We start from the raw sequence: 19,504 nt of genomic DNA, 5'->3' as shown, positions 1-19,504 counted from the left end.
TCTGCGCGGTATAAGCTGCCCGCAAAACAACATTTTATGCTGAAAAAGACGGTTTTAACGTTTGCGTTCTTAACCATTTTTACGACATTTTACGGCTTTAATGCCCACTTCAGCGCTCCCGTGACGGATCAGTCGCTGAACGATGAGGCCGAAATCGGCTATGTACCCCTTGCCGAGGGCAAGTATGTGATTTCGGCCTATGACAACCTGATTCGCCGTATCAGCGAGGAGGAGGGTCATGACTGGCGTCTGATGAGCGCCATTGCCTACCACGAATCGCGCTTCATGCCCGACCTTACGTCGCGCAGCGGGGCGTGCGGACTGATGCAGATCATGCCCTCGGTGGCCCGCCATTTCGAGATCCCGACCGAACGGATCGCCGATCCCGCAACCAATATCTGGCTGGCCAACAAACTGATGACGGAGATTCAGTCGACCCTCCGACTCCCGGAGGGGACCCCTGAGAAGGACCGTATGAGCATCGTGCTGGCCTCCTACAACGGAGGAATCGGCCATGTGAGCGATGCGCGGCGCCTGGCCCGCGTGCACGGCGAGGACCCCAACTCGTGGGAGGTGGTGGCTCGCTATCTGACGCTGAAGGCCGAGCCCGAATACTATGAGAACGAGGTGGTCAAGTGCGGCCGGTTTACCGGCAGCCGTCAGACCCTGGCTTATGTGGATGATGTGTTGGGACGCTACGACAAGTACTGTCGCATTGCCGGGAGGTAATCCCCGACAGATAATCGAAAAGGCAGCGCTTCGGATTTCCGAAGCGCTGCCTTTTTTTTGTACTCGGCCGGGTGTCGTCGGGGACATCCCGGTCGCCGGGCCTCGGGACGGTTTACTCGAGGCTCTCGACGGGGGTGTAGATCAGTTCGAAGTCGTCGACCCAGAGGGTGCTTTCGCTGCTGCCGGTGAAGTAATCGCCCCAGCGCGAAGCCGAGCAGACGACCATGATGTGCGTCGGGACCTCGTTGGTCGACCGATAGTCGATCGGGATGGTGATCTGTGTCCAGTCGGCGACACTCTCGGAGAAGAATCGTGCCCCGTAGCCGATCACATCCTCGCCCTGCGGGTTGAAGAAGGTCTTCACGTCGCGAGTGTCGATGCTCACCGGGCAGGCGTCCGTTCCGAAGGGTTTGCCGCCGTTCTGATCGTCGCCGGTCCCGTTCTTGCCCATGCCGTATTTCTCCTTGGTCCAGGTTCCGAGGGCGATGTAGATGGCGGCATTGTCGGGATCGCCCGTCTGGATCGTCTCGCCGGCAGGCATGTTCGAACCCACGAAGTCGATCTTTCCACTGTTGTATTTCATCCATACGCGCAGGGCCGTGGGGCGCAGCGTGAAGGGCCGGCCGAAGTTGACAATGCCGTCCGTACCTCTGGTGGCGGCAAATTCTCCTGCGAAGAGGTTGCCGGCGGCCAGTTTGATGAGGACCTTTCTGCTGGCAAGTTTGGCCGATTTCGTGCCCGTGGATCCGGGCCGTACGGTGCTCTCGTCGGGGGTGGTGACGTTGTCCTTTTTGCTCAGGGCGGCCGAGCCGTTGTTGCCCGTGCCCCAGAAGGGAGAGATCGGTTTGCCGGTCAGGTCGGAGAGGAACGGCAGCCACGGGTTGGCGGGCTGAGACCACTCCTCCAGACCGCTGTTGGGGAGTTGTTCGGCCCGTTCGGTGGTGACGGTCGTGGGGTCGCTCTCGTCGTCGCCGCAGTAGGACTTGAACTGATAGGTCGTCAGCGGTTCGGCGGCGAAGGCGGCCGAGAAGGTTCCGCCCTCGATCTTCACGCCGGGGACTTCGGCCCATTCGCCCTCCTCACCGACGCGGTAGCGGAAGCCCATCGGCTGTCCCGAGACGCCCGAACCGCGCAGCCATACGACACCCGACCAGGCATCGACGGCTTCGGTCTGCACCGTCTTGTCGGTCGGCAGTACGTAGAGCACCCAGCGTTCCGTGCGGCCGTGGCAGGTGACGTCGACGAAGTGGGGTGTCCCGGCCGTCGGATCGTCGGCCTCGGGCGAGCTGTAGTCCAGCGTGGAGAGCTCCTCCAGGGTGGGGGAGTAGGTCGTGGTGACGGCGTCGGTCGAGGCGGGACCGAGCTTGAGTTCGGTGATGGTCACGCGGCTGCGGTCGGCATCCTTGGCGACGTAGGCCGTGGCGATGCGGTTCTGAAGGTCGAACTCCGAGGCTCCGACCTGCCCCTCGACGCGGAAGCTTCGCGTGATCTCCTGCTGGGCGACGATCTGCCACTCATAGTCCTGATAGAGGTGCAGGGTGACGTAGATCGGCATGCGCAGATCGAACGTCCCCGTGAGCGGGCGCGACGGGCGGATGTTGTCCATGAAGAGCTGATGGTCGATGTTGGTGTTGTGGGGGGTGACGGCGTAGGTCACCTCGTTGATGCGGACCTGCTGGATGTCGGTGGCCTCCTCGAGCGAGAGGGTCACCGTGCGGGTTGCCAGATCGATGCCCGCGACCGTGAAACCTTCCCCCGAGAGGCTGTTGATGGCCACCTCGACCGTCGGATAGGGAATATCGTTGGAGATGCACGACGTACCGGCGAACATCGCTCCGGCGAGCAGATAACTGATGAGTCGTTTCATGCGTTATTTCTTTTTCTTGTCCCACATGTGGAAGGTCATACCGATGTTGATGGCCAGGATGTTGAGTTTGAACTTCATCTTCGAGGCCTCGCGGGTTCCGATTTTGTTGCCCAGTTCGTCGTGCTGGTTGACGGTGGTGTACTGGATGCCGCCGAGTCCGAACGAGAGCGTGGCGCAGACATTCGGGAAGATGTAGACCGCGGCTCCGGGGTTGAAGGCCAATTTGAGCTGCGTGTTGTCGCTGTAGGTCTGTTTGACCTTGCCTTCGGATTCGTAGGAGAAGCGCGACGTACCGGTCGAGACCGAGAGTTCGAGTTCGGCGAAGAGGCCGAAGCGCCCCTTCGGGTCGAGCCCCGCATAGGAGCGGTGGAAGATGCCGAACGAGTAGTTGCTGCTCTTGAAATCCAGATAGGGGATGTTGAGCGAGACGTTGTTGTTCTCCCCCAGGTCGAAGAGTCCGCCCTGGTCGAGCGTACCGCTCATGAAGTTGTATCCGAATCGGGCGCCCAGACAGCGGTTGTCGCGGTAGAAGTATCCGACGAAGGGCTTGATGGTAGTCACCGATCCGTCGGCATTGATGTTGTCCAGAATGAGCAGGACATCGGTGTCGTCGCTCGACAGCGTGCCGTAGGAGGCTGTCAGACCCATGATCACCTCGCCCTTGTAGGCGAACTTGATCTTGTTGATTTCACGGTCGATGCGCCGGCGTGTGGGCAGGAAGTGCTGTTTCTGCGTGATGACCGACGCGTCGGTGAGGGTCTTGCCCGACAGCGGCGACAGCGGGTCGGCCGCCGGGGTTTCGGCTGCGGTGAAGGAGTCTTCGGCGCGGCTCTGGCCCAGGGCTGGGAGTGCGATACAGAGGGCGGCAAGTATGTGGAAGATACGTTTCATGGCATTCCGGATTTAGAGGTAGAAGGCCACACCGAGGCCGATCGAGAAGATGTTGATCTTGAAGTTCATTTGGCTGATGTTGCGTTCGCCGACGGTGACCTGGTTGTGGACCTGTTCGGTGTGGTCGTAGGTGATACCCATCACGCCGACGTTCACCTCGACGGCCATGTTGTTGGTGGCGAAGGCGATGATGCCGGGTGAGATACCCAGCGAGAAGGAGTATCCCTTTTGATAGGTGCCCTTCACGGGGGAGTCGTTGGCGAAGCGGGCTTGGCTGCCGCCGCCAGCCAGCGACATTTCGTTGTAGAGGGCGAAACGCTTGTTGCTGCCCAGGGGAATGTACTGCCGCCAGATGGCCGCTATCTGGTAGTTGTGCTGCAGGGCATAGTAGTCGCGGACGTTGAGTTCGACGCCCGAACCTTCGTCGCCGAAGTTGATCGAGGCCTTGTCCAGCTTGAGCAGCGTGCGCGAATAGATGAATCGTCCGCCGAGGGCCATGTTGTTGCGGAAGGCGTAGGCGATCATCGGGCTGACCTTGAAGGTATAGCCCGTCGAGTTGATTCCCTCGATGACCAGAAACTGGTAGCTCTGATTGGTATGGGTCGAGTAGGAGGCCGTACCGCCGAAGATCCACTGACCTTTGGGGATGAAGAGGTTGTGGGTGTCGGTCAGGCCGCGCTGGCTGCGCATTTCGTTGACCGTGAGGGGGCGGTGCGGCTGTTCCGACGTCCGGGTATGGGCGAGCGAGTCCGTTGCGAGAGTTTCCCGGGAGCGGATCGTCTGGCCCGACGCCTGCAGACCCACGACCGCAAGAAACAGAATGCTGAGTATATGGCGCATCGTGAAGCGTTTAATCGTTAGTAAACCCATTGGAAGTCATCGACGTAGAGGACATTCGACGTGCAGCCGTTCATGAAGTCGCCGTAGGCGCTCGTGGCACACGAGATGACCAGCGTGTAGCTGCCCGACGGTTTGGCCGAGGTGTCGTAGAAGTGGAACGGCAGGTCGATCGTGATCATCTCTTCGCCCGACGACTGCTCGGTGATCAGCAGCGAGGCGTAGCCGATGATCCGTCCGGAGACTTCGGTGGCATTGTCGCCTCCGTAGATGCCCTTGGCGGGATCCCAAACCCCCTTCGGGGAGCTTGATCCCGAGGTGACGCTGTGTTGAGCGTTCCAGTCGACGATGGCGGCGAAGATGCGGGCCTGGTCCTGCGATCCGGTGGCCAGCGGACCGCTGTGCTGGTTCTGGTCGACCGTGCCGAGCGCTTCGGCGTAGTAGCGCAGGCGCATCATGCGCGGGCGGGCCTGCCAGTCGTAGGGTTGTCCAAAGGAGACCGTACCGCTGGTCCCCGACTGGTTGAAACTGCCCGTGAAGAGGTTGCCGGCCGCCAGATTGACCAGCAGAATCGGTTTGTTGGCCTTCAGCCTGGCGCAGGTCTTGCCCTCCATGCCGTTGTGCTCGCTCGGCTCGCAGAGCGGTTTACTCATCGAGTTGTTGCCGCTGTCCCAGAACGAACCGTGGTTGTTGTTGAAGCAGCTCATCGATCTGTCCTCCATGTCGCCGCCCGGGATGGTCTGTCCGGCGGTTGTGGCCAGCGAGACGAGGCTTTCGCTGCCGTCGATCACGGCGCGGCATTCGTATTCGCTGCCGGCCCAGATGCCCGTGCCGGCTTTCGGGGTATAGATCGTCTGTCCGTTTTCGTTGACCGATTCCTCCCATTCGGCTCCGAACGTGGCGTTCCAGGTTCCGTCGCCGGTGTTCGAACCGGCCATCTCCTGCCACTGGCCCCCTTTCGAGCGCAAGCCGAACGTGACGGACGATGCGGCCGGATCGAATACCAGGGCCCGCAGCGTGACGGTGTTGCTCCACAGATTGCAGTCCGTGGCGGAAGGAGTCAGAACGCCCTGCAGCGTGAAGATGCACTCCGCATCACCCTGTCCGCCGCCGTTGTCGGTCACCTCCAGACGCAGCGGATGGTCGCCGCCCGGACATCCGGCGAAGAAGGCCTCCGAAAGGGTCACCGTAAGGGCGTTTTCGGCGTTCTTCACCACGGACAGCCCGGCCGTTGCGGGCGTCGAAGCCTCGGAGAGCAGGTCGTACTGCTTGCCGTTGAAGTTCATCCGGGCCGTGGCCGTCGGCTTGACGGTTGTGATCTGGAATCGTTTTTCGCCTCCCGTGTACTGTTGTTTCTCCGAGAGTTCGAACCCGTCGCCCTTGATCGTGGGATCGGGGCTCCAGATGATCGTATCGTCGAAATCGTCGGTCTTATCGACGACGCGGATGGCCACCGCATCGATGAATCCCGGCAGGTCGGGCGAGAAGCGGAATGTCAGCGTATAGCGGCCCGGGGCCTTCACGTCGGTGATTGTGCCGCTCTTTTCGATCGTGCCGCGCGAGGGGTGCTCGCCGCGGAACCGCCACGAGAGGCTGCTGACCCCCTCGCCGAGGGTGAAGTAACCGGTCGCATCGCCCGTGTAGCGGAGCGTCGAGGCGGCGTCGGTGCGGTCGGCGTCAAAGGTGTCGCCCGCCATCACCCGCACCTCGAACTCCGAACCGAAGTTCCCGGCAACACTCTCCTCGAAGAGCGTGGCCACGGCCGTATTCTGCAGCGTGCACTTCACCTCGACGGGCGTATTCTCGCCGGCCGTCACGGTGAAGGACTCCTCGCCTTTGTAGAGGCGCTGCGTGAACGAGGCCTCGACCGCCTCACCGGCCTCGACCGCCACGCGGTACTGCCCGGCGATAAGCTCGAGCCGCTCCGGGAGATCCTCCTTCGACGTGTATTTGCGGATCAGTTCGCCGTTTGTGTTGTAGATCCGCACGACGAGGTGCTCCATCGGGTCATACGAACCGTCGCCGGCGGCCTCCGCACGGGTGGAGATCCGCATCGTGAGGGTTCCGGCCGAAGTCTCCGGGGCGAGTTCGTCGCCCTGCTTCGAGCAGGCGCCCAACATCAGCGCCATGGCCGGAATCAGGTATGTCAATAATCGTTTCATGCTACACTATTTGGTAGGTTGAACGAGCGTCAGCGTGGCCTCGGTCGAGGCACCCGCGTTGTCCGTTACGCGCAGATGGAACTTGTAGGTGTTCGGCTCGCCCTCGACATCCGACGGAATTTCGTTCCCGGCGAGGATCCCGACGAACGTGGCACCCACCTTGAAGAGGATCGAGTTCTGGTTGAGCACCTCGTCGCCGACGGGGAAGCCGACGACCGAACCCAGTACCTCTTCGGCCATCTCGTCGGGGTGGCAGAGGTCGACGCCCGGCGAGATGAGCGACGAGAGCCCGATCTGCTCGAGCAGCGTGCCCAGCGCCTGCGACTCGGCCGTGACGAGCAGTTCGCGGATGCCGCCGTTCGGGGCCGCGATCGAGATCTCGATATCCTTGATTTCGTTCATCACGTAGGGCTCGGCCAGATTGTGGCTGTCGGTCAACATGACGATCGAGGGGGCATTGCCTGCACCGCCCTCTTCGTGGGCCGTGTCGACCAGCAGGGTCAGCGTGGCCGAGGCCTTCTGTCCCTCCTCGTCGGTCACCGTGAAGGCGAAGGTGTGGGTTCCCTCGAAGGCGTAGAGCATCGAGGGCAGCTGTCCGCCGATGTTGAGGGTCTTGGAGGTCAGCCCCTTGATCTGGTCGCCGACCGGAAATCCAAATCCCTGAAGCATGGTGGCCTCCGTTCCGCTGATCGAGCAGAGGTCAAACTGCTCGATCTTCAGTTCGCGGAGCGAGGCCATGAACTGCTCGTTGGTCGACGAGATGGCAATATCGAAGCGGGCCACCTTGCCGGGGACCGTGGCGATGATCTCGAAGGGTTCCGAGCAGAGCCCCTCCTCGTCGAACATCGAGGCCGTCAACTGGAACGTCTCCCCGAAGTCGTGGCCTGTCCACACGAGCGAGGGGGCTCCGACAAGCGGTTTCTCGACGTAGAGCGGCTCCCAGAGCCCTTCGGTGCCGTTGATGGTGATCGTCTGGTCGAGGACGAAACTGTCGACCTGAATGTCGAACTTCACGTTGCCCTGATCGGCATAGGCGATTACCAGTTCGATCTTGCGCCACTGACCGGCCTTGACGCCCGAGATCGTGCGGGTGAAACCGGCCTCCCCGCCGTCGGTGAAGGTTCCGGTGAGGACGAAGTCGAGCGTATTCTCTTCGCCGGCCGGCAGAAAGAAGGCGGCCTGGCTGCCGTCCCAGTGTGCTTTGTCGAACTCCAGCGCGGCATCGCCCAGCGAGATGACGACTTTCGTGTCATCGGCCAGCTGCTCGGCCAGATCCGCCGAGCAGAGCAGTGTCACCTTGATGTTCTGCAGCGTGCAGACGATCTCTCCGAGAGAGGTCGTGACATCCTTCGTGATCGTGAAGGAGCGGGAGGTGCCGTAGACCGGCATGTTCCAGGCTGCGGCCTGGAGCTCTTCGTCGCGGTGCGAACGGACCGTCAGATCGTAGCTTCCGATCGGCAGCTCCATGGGACCTTCGGCGAGTCGGCTCTTCAACTCGGCATAGGTGCCGTCGAAGGCCGGGCTTTGGTCGCCCGAGTTGACGATTGTCACGTGGTAGTTGTCCGTCGCGACATCGGCCCGGGTCGACGCGGTTGCTGCGGGCGGTGTCTGCGTGGCATCCTCCGTGTCATCGGGGCGGACGTCGGTCTCACTGTCGGCAATGACGCGCAGCGAGAGCGTCTCGCCGCTCAGATAACCCGTTGTCCCGGCCTCCGCGGAGCCGTTGTCCGTGCTTTTGTAGGGCGGTTCTTCGTTGACGCAGCCCGTCAGCAGAAGGGCGCTCAGGGCCAGGGTCGAGCATAATCCGGTAAAGAATTTCATATTTCGAGTCGTTTTCATGCGTTGGGATCTTTTTGGGAATCGTCGTTCAGTTCGACCTCGAAGGTGCGTTCGTCGAGGTATTCGTCGTAGAGGTTGATCGTCACCGTGGCACTGCCGTTGTCGCGGGCGTCGAAACAGAAGGTGTGACGCGTGCGGGCGACGGTCTGCTCGAGGGTCTGCTCGGGAAAGGTGTACGGACGGTCGAAGGCCGTGCCGGTCTGGCTCTGGAGCATGGCCTCTCCGGTGAGGGTGAGCCGTGTGCCGGCCGCCACGAAGACCGCCTCGTCCTGTGTCCCGGCCCCCGGCTTGAAGGTGAAGCGGTTGCCGGCCGACGTGGTGACGGTGAACATCGCGTCGTGGAAGTAGGTGCGGAACGCCTCGGTCGAGGTGACCGTCACCTGCGAATTGACGATGCGGGCCTCGATCTGTTCCGAGATGCTTTTGCGCGGGAGAATCTGGAAGGTTTTTGTCCCGTGGTAGCAGGGCTTGCCGGCCCCTTCGGCCGCAGGGTCGCCGAAGGAGACCTCGGCGGTGTATTCGCCGGTCGGCAGAAGCGGCTGCGCCTCGTTGAACTCCGTAACGCTCGTCCACGAGTGGTCGTAGTCCGTTCCGGTGATGCGCAGGGTGAACGCTCCGGCCTCGGGTACGGGCGAGGTGGCGATTTCGGCGCGGGTTGTGATGGCGGCATCGGGCGTGCAGAGGATCCGGAGGGTTCCGTATCCGTCGGCCGGTGCCGGAGATTCGTTTTTCGAGCATCCTCCGGCCATCAGGACTGCCGATGCCAACAGGGTGAACAGGAAGTTTTTCATGGCGGTGTCGTTATTGGGCGATGGATACGCGGATGTTGTCGAGGTAGAGCCAGTAGTTGCCGTTGAATCCCCAGGCGGGTGCGGTGTCGGTCGTCGAGGAGACCATCCACGAGGCGCGGGTGGTGTTGCCGGCGGCCGGAATGACGAACGAATCCTCGTAGGAGATGTTGTCGTAGTTCTGGTTCTGGTTGCGGTCGTCGCCCGACGTGCCGGGGATTACGACGTTGTTCCTGAGCAGGAAGGGAATGGCCGTCGAACCCGGTTGCCAGCCCTGTTCGGTGGTGTAGCCGCAGCTGTAGATGGCATCGCCGTTTCCGGGTCCTGCGTCGCCGCCTAAGAGTTTCCGCTCGACCGACCAGCGGCCGCCCTTGTAGTTGAACGTCACCTTGACCTTGGGGGTCTTGCCCTCCTTCAGGTAGCTGAACGGAGCCGAGTCGAGGCGGGCGTTGTAGGTGTTCGACGCGAAACTCTGGTTCTCGACGCGGGCGCAGATGCGGATGGCCTTTCCGGCCTCGGTGCCGACGCGGGCCGCCGTCCAGCCCGGGGTCTTGACGCCCCAGGTGGTCAGGTCGATGGCCGTACCGTCGCCGTTGGCGATCGTCATGCCGCCGACGGCCGGGTTGTCGTAGTCGCTGTTGGTCGTCACGCCCGAGAAGTCCTCGTAGAGCAGCCAGGGTACGCTGAAGTTGATGCGGGTCAGGCCGTTGACCGCCACCGCCGGCATCGTGAACTCCTGCGTGATCAGGGCATTCTCCGAGTCGAAGGTCACCTGGAAGCCGCCCAGTGCCTCCGTCTGGTTGGGGTATTCGCGGAAGCGGATCAGGTAGTCGCCCGTGCCGGTGACGTCGAACGTCCGGCTGCGGGTGCCGTCCTCGAAGACCCACCCTTCGGGAGCCGTGACCGTGAAGGTGTCGATCTCTTCGCCCAGCGTGTTGGCTCCCGCCTCGTCCAGCCGGAAGTTCAGACGGGTGAACATGCGCCCGAGCCCCGGGACATTGTAGTTGATCGGGGTGGTATGGCCGGCGGCAAAGGTGCGGTCGGCGCTGGCGGGTGCGAAGGTCCGCGACTCCGATTCGCTGCTCTCACCGATGGCCAGAATCGAAATCTGCTGTCCCTCGTCGAGTGTCACGGGGGCGATCATGGCATAGACTACGTCGCCGGCATCCTTCGGCTCGGCAAAACGCAGCGTGAGCGTCTTGCTTCCGCCGCTCAACGTGGCGTCGGCCTCCGGATTCGAGGCATCGACCGTCAGACGGCCCGTAACTGTCGTCGGGAAGGTCAGCTCGATCTCCGTGATCGGCTCGCCCAGATCGTTCTTCGGCAGCGTGATTTTCAGCACGTGGATCTTGTGGACGAATTGCAGGTTGACGATGTCCGAATTGTCGCTGATGCCGTTTGCATCCTTGCGGTCGTGTTCGCGCAGGGCCTCTCCCGTGACGGGCTTGGCCACCATCACGTCCCACTCGCCGTGGAACGTTCCGTCCTGTACGGCCGGAATGTCGTACGAGGCCTGCAGACCGTCGGTTGCGGCCGGGACGGGCGAAACGGCATAATAGGAATAGGTATCCTCGTCCAGGGCGGGAATCGAGCCCCGGAAGCTGGCCGAATTGTAGGAGGCGTTGTAGTGGTAGAGACGGAAGGTGGCGGCTTCGATCACGCGCTGCGAGGCGGAGTTTACGGCCCAGAGTGCGAGTTGGTCACCTGTTTGCCATTTCACCTGCGTGCCCTCCTCGTCCAGCGTGGTGCGGGTGGCGGACTGGGTGGTGATGTCGAGCCGCGGGCCCGAACCGATGGCGACCTCGATGGTTTGCGCTGCCGGATCCGTCGCGGCCTCCGGGGCCTTCGAACAGGCGGCCAGAAGCGGCAGGAGCAGCAGGGTTGTCCAACGTTTCATCATGTACGAATTCTTTTATCTGAATGTCTGCAAAAATAGGCGCGGGAGGCCGTTTTTGGAAATAAATTCAACGAACGCCCGGTTTTTCATCATGAAACCCTCCCTTTTTCGGGGTTTCCCGGCGACATTTCGAACAGAAAAGGCTCTCCGACCGCCGGGTCGGAGAGCCTTTTACGGGGAGGATTATCGGCCTATTCGGCCTTTTTGACGTAGCGGTCGAGCCAGCCGAAGAATTCGCGGTTCCAGACCATCGAGTTCTGGGGTTTGAAGACCTGGTGCGCCTCGTCGCGGAACTCCACCAGCCGGGCCGGAATGCCCCGTACGCGGGCTGCCGTGAAGGCTTCGAGCGACTGCGTGTAGGGGATGCGGAAGTCCTTCTCGCCGGTGAAGATCAGGATCGGCGTATCCCACTTCTCGACGAACTTGTGGGGCGAATTGGCATACGAACGCTGGGCCGTGGCGTTGTCGCGGTCCCAGTACGGGCCGCCGTAGTCGTTGTTGACGAACCACAGCTCCTCGGTTTCGCCGTACATCGAGTCGAAGTCGAAGATGCCGCAGTGGGCGATGAAGGCCTTGAAGCGCTTCTCGTGGCAGCCGGCCAGGAAGTAGACCGAGTAGCCGCCGTACGAGGCGCCGACGCAACCCATGCGCTCCTCGTCGGCCCACGGTTCACGGGCCACGTCGTCGATGGCCGAGAGGTAGTCGCGGATGTTCTGCCCCGAGTAGTCTCCCGAGATCTGGTCGAGCCACTCCTGGCCGAACGACGGTACGCCGCGGCGGTTCGGGGCCACCACCACATAGCCCTGGGCGGCCATCAGCTGGAAGTTCCAGCGATAGCTCCAGCCGTTGGCCACGACACTCTGCGGGCCGCCCTCGCAGTAGAGCAGCGTCGGGTACTTTTGGGCCGGATCGAAGTCGGGCGGCAGGATCACCCACGTGAGCATCTGCTTGCCGTCGGTGGTGCGCACCCAGCGCTTCTGCACCTCACCCATGCGGATGTTTTTGTAGATGGCGTCGTTGATGGCCGAGATCTGGGTCAGCGAGCCGTCCGAGGTGTTGACCTCGAAGAACTCCGTGGCCGACGAGATGGTCGAACGCTCGGCCACCATGCGGCCGCCGCCCGTCGTGAAGGCCGTCAGGCTGTGGTCGCCCTTGGTGAGGACCTCCACCTCGCCGTCGGTCGCGGCCACGCGGCAGATCTGGTACGTGCCCTCGATCGGGGCGATGAACCATACGCGGTCGTTGCCCTCCCAGACGACGTTCTGCGCGTTGTAGTCGAACGCCTCCGTGAGGTCGCGCATCTCGGCCGTCGAGCAGTCGTAGAGGAACAGCCTCGACTTGTCCGACTCGTTGCCGGCGCGGAGCTGCGAGAGGAAGGCGATCATCCGGTCGTCGGGCGACCAGACGGGGTATTTGTCATAACCCGGGAGGTTGTCCCGGGACGATTCGATCAACTCTCCGGTGTTGAAGTTCGTGGGTTTGCAGATGTTCTGCGTCTGTCCCGAAGCGACGTCGTAGACGAAGATGTCCGAATCGGTCGAGACGGCGTAGGCCGTGCCGGTGAGCGGTTTGCAGGTGTAGGCCAGCATCGTGCCGGCGTTGTTCCAGGCGATCTCGGCCATGTCGAAGTAGGGGGCCAGCGGAGTGTCCCACGCAGCCTCGGCGCCGATGATGTCCGTGCCCGGCTTCAGCCCCTCGGCCCCGAAGTCACCGACAAAGAGGTGCAGATACTCGCCTTCGTCCCAATAGTCCCAGTGGCGGGCCATCAGATCGTCGTAGATGCGGGCCTGAGACTTGTCCATGTCCTTGTGGATGTCGGCCGAACGGCGGTCGGCGGCCTGCACGCGCTGTACGTACCACGCCTTGTCGCCGCGGGGCGAGATGCCGAATCCCTCGATGCCGCCCTCCAGGTCCGAAAGCTGGCGCACGTTGCCGCCCGTGGGCGACATCTCCCACACCTGCATCGAACCGCTGCGGTCCGAGAGGAAGTAGATCTTCCCGCCGTCGGCGCTCCAGCGCGGCGCGAGGCTGTTCGACGTGAAGTCGGTCAGGCGCGTGACGGCCTTCGAGGCGAGATCCTCGACCCAGAGGGTCGTTACGCCGCGGTTTTCGGCCACGTTGTAGTCCGTTTGCTGATAGAGGAGCGTGCGCCCGTCGGGCGAGAGCGACGAAGCGGCCGCACGGCTCATTTTCCACATCACTTCGGGAGTGAACCGCCCGGCGGCGATCTCCTCCGCCGTCAGTGCATGGTCGATCTTCAGGGCTTCGGGACGCTGCCGGTCGCAGGCGCCCAGCCCCACAGCTGCAAGGGCCATCATCAGGATGATTTTTTTCATTTTCGTTGAGGTTGTCCTATTTATTCGTAATTTTGGATTCCGAAAAAATCGTTCACACCATGAATCGTACGGTCTATTTTGCCGACAAGACGGTGATTTTCACCGCTTCGGCCCCCGGCGCGGGGTGGTATGCCGTGGCGGCCGAAGCCGACGGCGGCATATCGCGCACCAAGATACTGAATTTTCTCGAATCGCACAACTCCGTGGCGGTGGTTTCATCCTCGCCCGAGACGACTTTCAAGGCCTTTGCCGGGCAGTTCGCGTGGGTCGAGGCGGCCGGCGGAGTGGTGGTCGATGACGCGGGACGGTGGCTGCTGATTCATCGCAACGGCCGCTGGGACCTGCCCAAAGGGCACCTTGAGGCGGGCGAAAGCCTCGAGCAGTGTGCCGCCCGCGAGGTGGAGGAGGAGACGGGTGTGGCGTGCCGGGCGGTGCGGCCGTTGTGCGCGACGCTGCACGCCTACTGGTTTCCGAAGACCGCACGCTGGGAGTTGAAGCAGACCCACTGGTTCGAGCTCCGCCCGACGGCTCCTGCGGCGCTGCAACCGCAGACCGAAGAGGGAATCGAACGCGTGGTGTGGTGTACGCCGGCCGAGGCGGCCGAACATCTTCGCACGGCCTTTCCGACCGTTCGCCGCGTGGCCGAGGCGATGCGCGGCTGATTCCGGCTGCCCGCTCCATCCGCCCGCCGGCTGCCCGGACCGATGCCCTGCCCCTGGGTCCGTCCCGATTCCGTCGACGGTTCGCTGCCCAGCCGGCGGCGGACCTCCTCCTTGTATTTCCGCGAGATTTCGATCTGTTGGTCGGAGACGAAGCGGAGCGCACGGCCGTAGGGCCGACGGTTTTCGAGGTGGTGTTCGATCAGCATCTCCGGGAGGCGGAACCGTCGCTTCTGTTTCCGATCCCGGACGGGATCAGTACTGCGGGGCGGCGTTCATCGCCCGGGCAATCCCCTCGGCAATCTGGTCGATGGCACCCTGGAGCTTCGACCCCAGCATCATCTTCATCATCATGTTGAGTTCGATGTGCAGCACCAGCCGCATGCGGGTGTCCGTCTCCGATACCTGGTGCAGCTGGATCCAGAAGGCGAAGTCCATCGGCACACCCCCCTCGTCACCGACGATCTTGACGTGTTTGGGCTCGACGCGCTCCTCCATGCGCAGCTTCACCGTGAAGCCCTTGGCCTTGAACGAGCAGCGGTCTTCCGTGGCCTGCCACTCCTCGACGCGGTCGGCCAGGGCCGGCGTGAGGTTGTCGAAGCGGCTGATCACCGCATAGATCTGTTCTGCGGGGCGCAGAATCTGGTGTTGTTTCGAGATGTATTCCTGCATTTTCATGGGTGTTTTGACGGGATATGTGTGTTTGTCGCCCGCACACGGCCCTTCGGTCGCCTCCTGCGGGTGCGGATGTTGCTTCGCGCGGATGTCGCCTCCAGCGGACGAGGCGGGTGTCTTGTGACGGCGGCCGCTCAGTCGATTTCGAAGGTGCGGGCCGTTTCGCTGTCGACGGTGATGCGTACCGTCATGACGTTGTCGGGCAGCAGCTGTTCGATCTTCTCGGGCCACTCCACCAGGCACAGGTCGCCCGAGTAGAAGTACTCTTCGTATCCGAAGTCGAAGGCTTCGCGCACGTCGTTGATGCGGTAGAAGTCGAAGTGGTAGATGAGGCGGTTGCCCTGTCCCTTGTACTGGTTGACGATGGCGAACGTGGGGCTGGTGACCGTGTCCGTGGCGCCGAGCTGGGCGGCGATTTCGCGGATGAGCGTTGTCTTTCCGGCACCCATCTCGCCGCGGAAGGCCACCACCGTGCGGCGTCCCAGCGATTCGATGACCGCGCGGGCCACGTGCGGAAGCTCCTCCTGCGAGGTGATATGGATGGTTCTCATGGCGTGTTATTGTTTCGGTTTCAGAACGATGTACGGCACGATCATCTCCTCCATCGAGATGCCGCCGTGCTGGAACGTATTGCGGTAATAGCGGATGTGGCGGTTGGCGTCGTTGTTGTAGACCAGGAAGTCCGAATTGTAGGCGAAGATGTAGCTCGAGGTGAGGTTGCTCGACGGCAGCTGGATGTCCTCGGGGCGCAACACCTCGTAGACTTCGCGCGAGTTGTAGGCCAGGTTGCGGCCCGTTTTGTAGCGCAGGTTCGACGAGGTTTCGCGGTCTCCGGTCACCTTCACCGGGTTGTCCACGCGGATGGTGCCGTGGTCGGAGGTGATGACCACCGTATGGCCGCGTTCGGCCAGCAGCCGCAGGATGGTGTAGAGATCCGAGTGTTCGAACCACGAGCGGGTCAGTGAACGGAACGCCGCTTCGTCCTCGGTCAGTTCGCGGATGATGTCCGTCTCGGTGCGGGCGTGCGAAAGGATGTCGAGGAAGTTGTAGACGATCACCGAGAAGTCGGCGTCGTAGACCTTCTGGATATTGTCGACCAGTTTGCGGCCCTGCTCCGGGCGGACGAGCTTGTCGAAGGAGAATTTCCATGTCTTGCCGTTCTGGCTCATGAGCCGCCGCAGGAACTCCTCCTCGTACTGGTTTTTGCCGCCCTCCTCGTTGTCGTTGAGCCACTTGTGGGGCATCAGCTTGTCGATGGCCAGCGGCATCAGTCCGGCGAAGATGGCGTTGCGGGCGTACTGGGTGGCGGTGGGCAGGATGGCGCAGTAGAAGTCGTCCTGCTGCACGTCGTAGTAGCCCCGCAGCAGCGACGAGATGGCCCGCCACTGGTCGTAGCGGAAGTTGTCGATCAGCAGCAACGTGGTCTTCGGGTTTTCGTCCACCACGGGGAAGATCTTCGTGCGCATGAGCGTATGCGACATCACGGGTGTATCGTCCGAGCGGCGGTTGATCCAGTTGTAGTAGTTGCGGCGCACGAACTTGCAGAACTCCTGATTGGCTTCGGATTTCTGATAGGTGAGCACCTCCTTGATGCTTTCGTCGGTGGATTCGCCCAGTTCGATCTCCCAGGCGGTGAGCTTGCGGTAGAGCGAGCACCAGTCCGAGAAGTTCTCGGCCATCTGCAGCGAGGCCGAGATGCGTCCGAATTCGGAGCGGTAGTCGGCCGTGGTCTGTTCGGTGACGAGCTGCTGCTGGTGGACGTTCTTCTTGATCGACAGCAGCACCTGGTTCGGGTTGACGGGCTTGATCAGGTAGTCGGCGATTTTCGAACCGATGGCCTTGTCCATGATGTTCTCCTCCTCGCTCTTGGTGACCATGATGACGGGAGTTGTCGGGCGTACCTCCTTGATTTTGGGGAGGGTTTCGAGGCCCGTCATGCCGGGCATCATCTCGTCAAGGATGATCAGATCGTAGGCATTTTCGGTCGCCATGTCGATGGCGTCGTAGCCGTTGTTGCAGGTGTCGACCTCATAGCCCTTCTGCTTGAGGAAGAAGACATGCGGTTTGAGCAGTTCGATTTCGTCGTCGACCCAGAGTATTTTGACCATGCCAGTGTCGGTTTAGGGATTACAAAATTAGTGATTTTACCATCAAACGCAAAAATCCTGCGCTTTATTGTCGCGGCTGGGATTTCGGGGTGATGGCAGGCGTGTGGAAGTCCGGGCGGCCGACCGAACCCGGGCCGGCGGCGACGCCGCACGGCGTGGACGGGATTCCCGAAGGAGCTGTTCCGCGGAATGCGGGCGCGGTTTTTCAGCGTGCCGGCCGGATTATTGGTCATGTGGCTGCATGCCAGCGTCTTGCCGGGTGTGCTTCCGGTTTTTCGGCCGCCGTTTTCCCGAAGGGGCGGCGGCGTGTTCGGATTTTGGCCCGGGATTTGCTTTTGTCGGGTTATCGTGCTGGCTTCGTGAGCGCTACGGGGTCGAGAAAAAATTGAAAAAAAATGGCCGTTTGTTGGCGGAATTTCAAATAAAGCGTATATTTGCACTCCGAATCAATCGGATGAACTTAATATTTTAATTTATTAACAGATATGACAAAGGCTGATATCGTAAGCGAAATCGCTAAGAGCACCGGCGTGGAGAAAGTGCAGGTGCAGGCTATCGTCGAGGCTTTCATGGAGAGTATCAAGACGTCGCTCACCCAGAAGAATAATGTGTATCTTCGCGGCTTCGGAAGCTTCATCGTGAAGAAACGTGCCAAGAAAGTGGCCCGCAACATCTCGAAGAATACGACGATCACCATCCCCGAGCACAACATCCCCGCTTTCAAGCCCGCAAAGAGCTTTGCAGCGAAGGTAAAATAAACGATAAACAAAGAACCTCTTAAAATTTAACCACTATGCCAAACGGAAAGAAGCATAAGCGTCACAAGATGGCTACCCACAAGCGCAAAAAACGTCTGCGCAAGAACCGTCACAAGAAAAAGTAGGGTAGCACCTTCGTGCTAACGAATAGATAAAGCTAAAGGGGCCCCCGGGTTCCTTTAGCTTTACCTATTTTTCGGAAATCCATCTTTTCGGGGCTTTGGCCCCTCCGGTTTGCGGTCATCCGACGCTGCGGCGTCACCGCCCCGTCCCCCGGTTCCTGCGGGAAAAAGCGGACTTTTCCATTGGAGTTCGCCGCCACTTCATCCCAAAATGCGGCTCTTGTACTAATTTCAGCCCAAACCGCCCCGGACACCCGGACGCGGAATCAGATATAAATGAACAGAGAGTTAATCGTAAACGTCAACCCTACCGAGATCACCATCGCCCTGTGCGAGGACAAGGTGCTCGTCGAGCTCAACAAGGAGCAGTGTCAGACGGGCTTTGCCGTGGGAGACATTTACCTCGGGAAGGTGCGCAAGATCATGCCGGGTCTGAACGCGGCATTCGTCAACATAGGGCACGAAAAGGATGCCTTCATCCACTACCTTGATCTGGGAACGCAGTTCCCGTCGCTGCAGAAGCTGGTCAACTCGCAACAGCCCGGAAAGCGGGGCATGCGCGTCGAGACCATGAAGCTCGAACCGCCCATCGAGAAGACGGGCAAGATCGGCGACTACCTCCAGGTCGGACAGCAGATCATGGTCCAGGTGGCCAAGGAGGCCATTTCGACCAAGGGGCCGCGTCTGACGTCGGACATCTCGCTGGCGGGCCGCAACGTGGTGCTGGTTCCCTTCTCGTCGAAGGTCTACCTCTCGCAGAAGATCCGCTCGGCCGAGGAGAAGCGCCGTCTGAAGCGCATCGCCACGGAGGTGCTGCCGAAAAACTTCGGCGTCATCATCCGCACGGCGGCCATGGAGGCCAAGGACGAGGATGTTGCCCACGACATCCAGACCCAGATCGACCGCTGGCGCAAGACCTGCGGGGCGATCAAGCGCTGCGCGGCACAGGCTCCGGCCCAGCTGATGAACGAGATGAACCGCGCCAACACGATCATCCGCGACTCGCTGAACGGCTCCTTTTCGCAGATCGCCGTCAACGACGAGGCGATGTACAAGGAGATCCGCAACTACATCCATGAGATTGATCCCGAAAAGGAGAAGATCGTCAAACTCTACAAGGGGACGGTTCCGATCTTCGACAACTTCGACATCTCGAAACAGATCAAGTCGCTGTTTGCCAAGTACGTGTCGCTGAAGCGCGGCGCCTACCTCATCATCGAGCACACGGAGGCGATGAACGTCATCGACGTCAACTCGGGCAACCGCACCAAGGCCGAGGACAACCAGGAACAGACGGCCATGGACGTGAACCTGGCCGCCGCCAAGGAGATTGCGCGCCAGCTGCGTCTGCGCGACCTGGGCGGTATCGTCATCATCGACTTTATCGACCTGCACAAGGCGCAGAACAAGCAGGCGTTGTTCGACGAGATGGTCAAGCTCATGGCGACGGACAAGGCCAAGCATACGGTGCTGCCGCTGACGAAGTTCGGACTGATGCAGATCACGCGTCAGCGGGTGCGCCCGGTGGCCGTGGAGAATGTCTCGGATGTCTGCCCGACGTGCAACGGTACGGGGCGGATCGAGCCGACGGTGCTGCTGGACAAGAAGATCGAGAACCAGATCTCGTTCCTCACGGAGGATCGCGGCCACAAGTTCATCAAGCTGGTTGTCAGCCCCTACGTGGCTTCGTACCTGCGCAAGGGCTTCTGGTCGCTGCGCCGCCGCTGGGAGTGGAAATACAAGGTGCGGCTGAAGATCGTCGAGGATCAGAGCACCGGCATCGTCGATGTCCACTACCACGACCGCAAGGACAACGATCTGATCGAGAAATAAGGC

The 19,504-nt window shown here is 61.4% G+C and carries 15 protein-coding genes; 4 read left to right on the top strand and 11 right to left on the bottom strand.

Annotated elements, in window-relative coordinates; genetic code table 11:
- The first annotated feature begins 36 nt into the window (after positions 1 to 36).
- On the top strand, positions 37 to 729 hold the full coding sequence (locus B5G09_RS01365; RefSeq protein WP_087309463.1) for a transglycosylase SLT domain-containing protein: 693 nt from the start codon (positions 37 to 39) through the stop codon (positions 727 to 729).
- Between the two features lie 112 nt (positions 730 to 841).
- Here the strand turns inward: B5G09_RS01365 and B5G09_RS01360 are convergent, their stop codons facing one another.
- The 8 genes from B5G09_RS01360 to B5G09_RS01325 all read right to left on the bottom strand — a co-directional run bounded on the left by B5G09_RS01360 (position 842) and on the right by B5G09_RS01325 (position 13,346).
- Entirely contained in the window at positions 842 to 2,596 is a 1,755-nt protein-coding gene (locus B5G09_RS01360) for a PCMD domain-containing protein (protein WP_087403704.1), read from the bottom strand.
- A gap of 3 nt (positions 2,597 to 2,599) precedes the next feature.
- Positions 2,600 to 3,487 (bottom strand): hypothetical protein, encoded by an 888-nt coding sequence (locus B5G09_RS01355; RefSeq protein ID WP_087403703.1) that lies wholly within the window; start codon positions 3,485 to 3,487, stop codon positions 2,600 to 2,602.
- A 12-nt stretch (positions 3,488 to 3,499) separates the two neighbouring features.
- Complete coding sequence (locus B5G09_RS01350) at positions 3,500 to 4,327, bottom strand: hypothetical protein (RefSeq protein ID WP_206384397.1); 828 nt, start codon at positions 4,325 to 4,327, stop codon at positions 3,500 to 3,502.
- Between the two features lie 17 nt (positions 4,328 to 4,344).
- Complete coding sequence (locus tag B5G09_RS01345; RefSeq protein ID WP_087403702.1) at positions 4,345 to 6,486, bottom strand: DUF4493 domain-containing protein; 2,142 nt, start codon at positions 6,484 to 6,486, stop codon at positions 4,345 to 4,347.
- 6 nt (positions 6,487 to 6,492) lie between these two features.
- The gene (locus tag B5G09_RS01340; protein ID WP_162608220.1) at positions 6,493 to 8,307 is read right to left on the bottom strand and encodes a DUF4493 domain-containing protein; all 1,815 of its coding nucleotides are present in this window, start codon (positions 8,305 to 8,307) and stop codon (positions 6,493 to 6,495) included.
- A 14-nt stretch (positions 8,308 to 8,321) separates the two neighbouring features.
- Positions 8,322 to 9,116, bottom strand: coding sequence for a DUF4493 domain-containing protein (locus B5G09_RS01335; protein WP_087403700.1), 795 nt, complete (start codon positions 9,114 to 9,116; stop codon positions 8,322 to 8,324).
- 10 nt (positions 9,117 to 9,126) lie between these two features.
- Positions 9,127 to 11,010 (bottom strand): fimbrillin family protein, encoded by a 1,884-nt coding sequence (locus B5G09_RS01330; protein ID WP_143256447.1) that lies wholly within the window; start codon positions 11,008 to 11,010, stop codon positions 9,127 to 9,129.
- Positions 11,011 to 11,201: 191 nt separating this feature from the next.
- Complete coding sequence (locus tag B5G09_RS01325; protein WP_087403698.1) at positions 11,202 to 13,346, bottom strand: S9 family peptidase; 2,145 nt, start codon at positions 13,344 to 13,346, stop codon at positions 11,202 to 11,204.
- A gap of 59 nt (positions 13,347 to 13,405) precedes the next feature.
- On the opposite strand from B5G09_RS01325, the gene B5G09_RS01320 reads away from it, so the two are divergent.
- Positions 13,406 to 14,008, top strand: a complete 603-nt coding sequence (locus B5G09_RS01320) for an NUDIX hydrolase (RefSeq protein WP_087403697.1) — start codon at positions 13,406 to 13,408, stop codon at positions 14,006 to 14,008.
- A gap of 252 nt (positions 14,009 to 14,260) precedes the next feature.
- Here the strand turns inward: B5G09_RS01320 and B5G09_RS01315 are convergent, their stop codons facing one another.
- The 3 genes from B5G09_RS01315 to B5G09_RS01305 all read right to left on the bottom strand — a co-directional run bounded on the left by B5G09_RS01315 (position 14,261) and on the right by B5G09_RS01305 (position 16,788).
- Positions 14,261 to 14,677, bottom strand: a complete 417-nt coding sequence (locus B5G09_RS01315) for an SRPBCC domain-containing protein (RefSeq protein ID WP_087403872.1) — start codon at positions 14,675 to 14,677, stop codon at positions 14,261 to 14,263.
- 137 nt (positions 14,678 to 14,814) lie between these two features.
- Positions 14,815 to 15,231: a tRNA (adenosine(37)-N6)-threonylcarbamoyltransferase complex ATPase subunit type 1 TsaE gene (gene tsaE / locus B5G09_RS01310; RefSeq protein ID WP_087309472.1), complete on the bottom strand. Its 417-nt coding sequence runs from the start codon at positions 15,229 to 15,231 to the stop codon at positions 14,815 to 14,817.
- A 6-nt stretch (positions 15,232 to 15,237) separates the two neighbouring features.
- Entirely contained in the window at positions 15,238 to 16,788 is a 1,551-nt protein-coding gene (locus B5G09_RS01305; protein ID WP_087309473.1) for a response regulator, read from the bottom strand.
- Positions 16,789 to 17,273: 485 nt separating this feature from the next.
- Here B5G09_RS01305 and B5G09_RS01300 point away from each other — a divergent pair, with 485 nt between their 5' ends.
- Both B5G09_RS01300 and B5G09_RS01295 read left to right on the top strand, forming a co-directional pair.
- Complete coding sequence (locus tag B5G09_RS01300; RefSeq protein WP_015547910.1) at positions 17,274 to 17,546, top strand: HU family DNA-binding protein; 273 nt, start codon at positions 17,274 to 17,276, stop codon at positions 17,544 to 17,546.
- 398 nt (positions 17,547 to 17,944) lie between these two features.
- The gene (locus B5G09_RS01295) at positions 17,945 to 19,501 is read left to right on the top strand and encodes an Rne/Rng family ribonuclease (protein ID WP_087309474.1); all 1,557 of its coding nucleotides are present in this window, start codon (positions 17,945 to 17,947) and stop codon (positions 19,499 to 19,501) included.
- Positions 19,502 to 19,504: the final 3 nt, after the last annotated feature.

The organism is Alistipes sp. An54, from assembly GCF_002159375.1.
GTDB lineage: Bacteria > Bacteroidota > Bacteroidia > Bacteroidales > Rikenellaceae > Alistipes > Alistipes megaguti.
The sequence above is the reverse complement of the archived record's forward strand: the minus strand, read 5'-3'. Positions and strand labels throughout refer to the sequence as shown.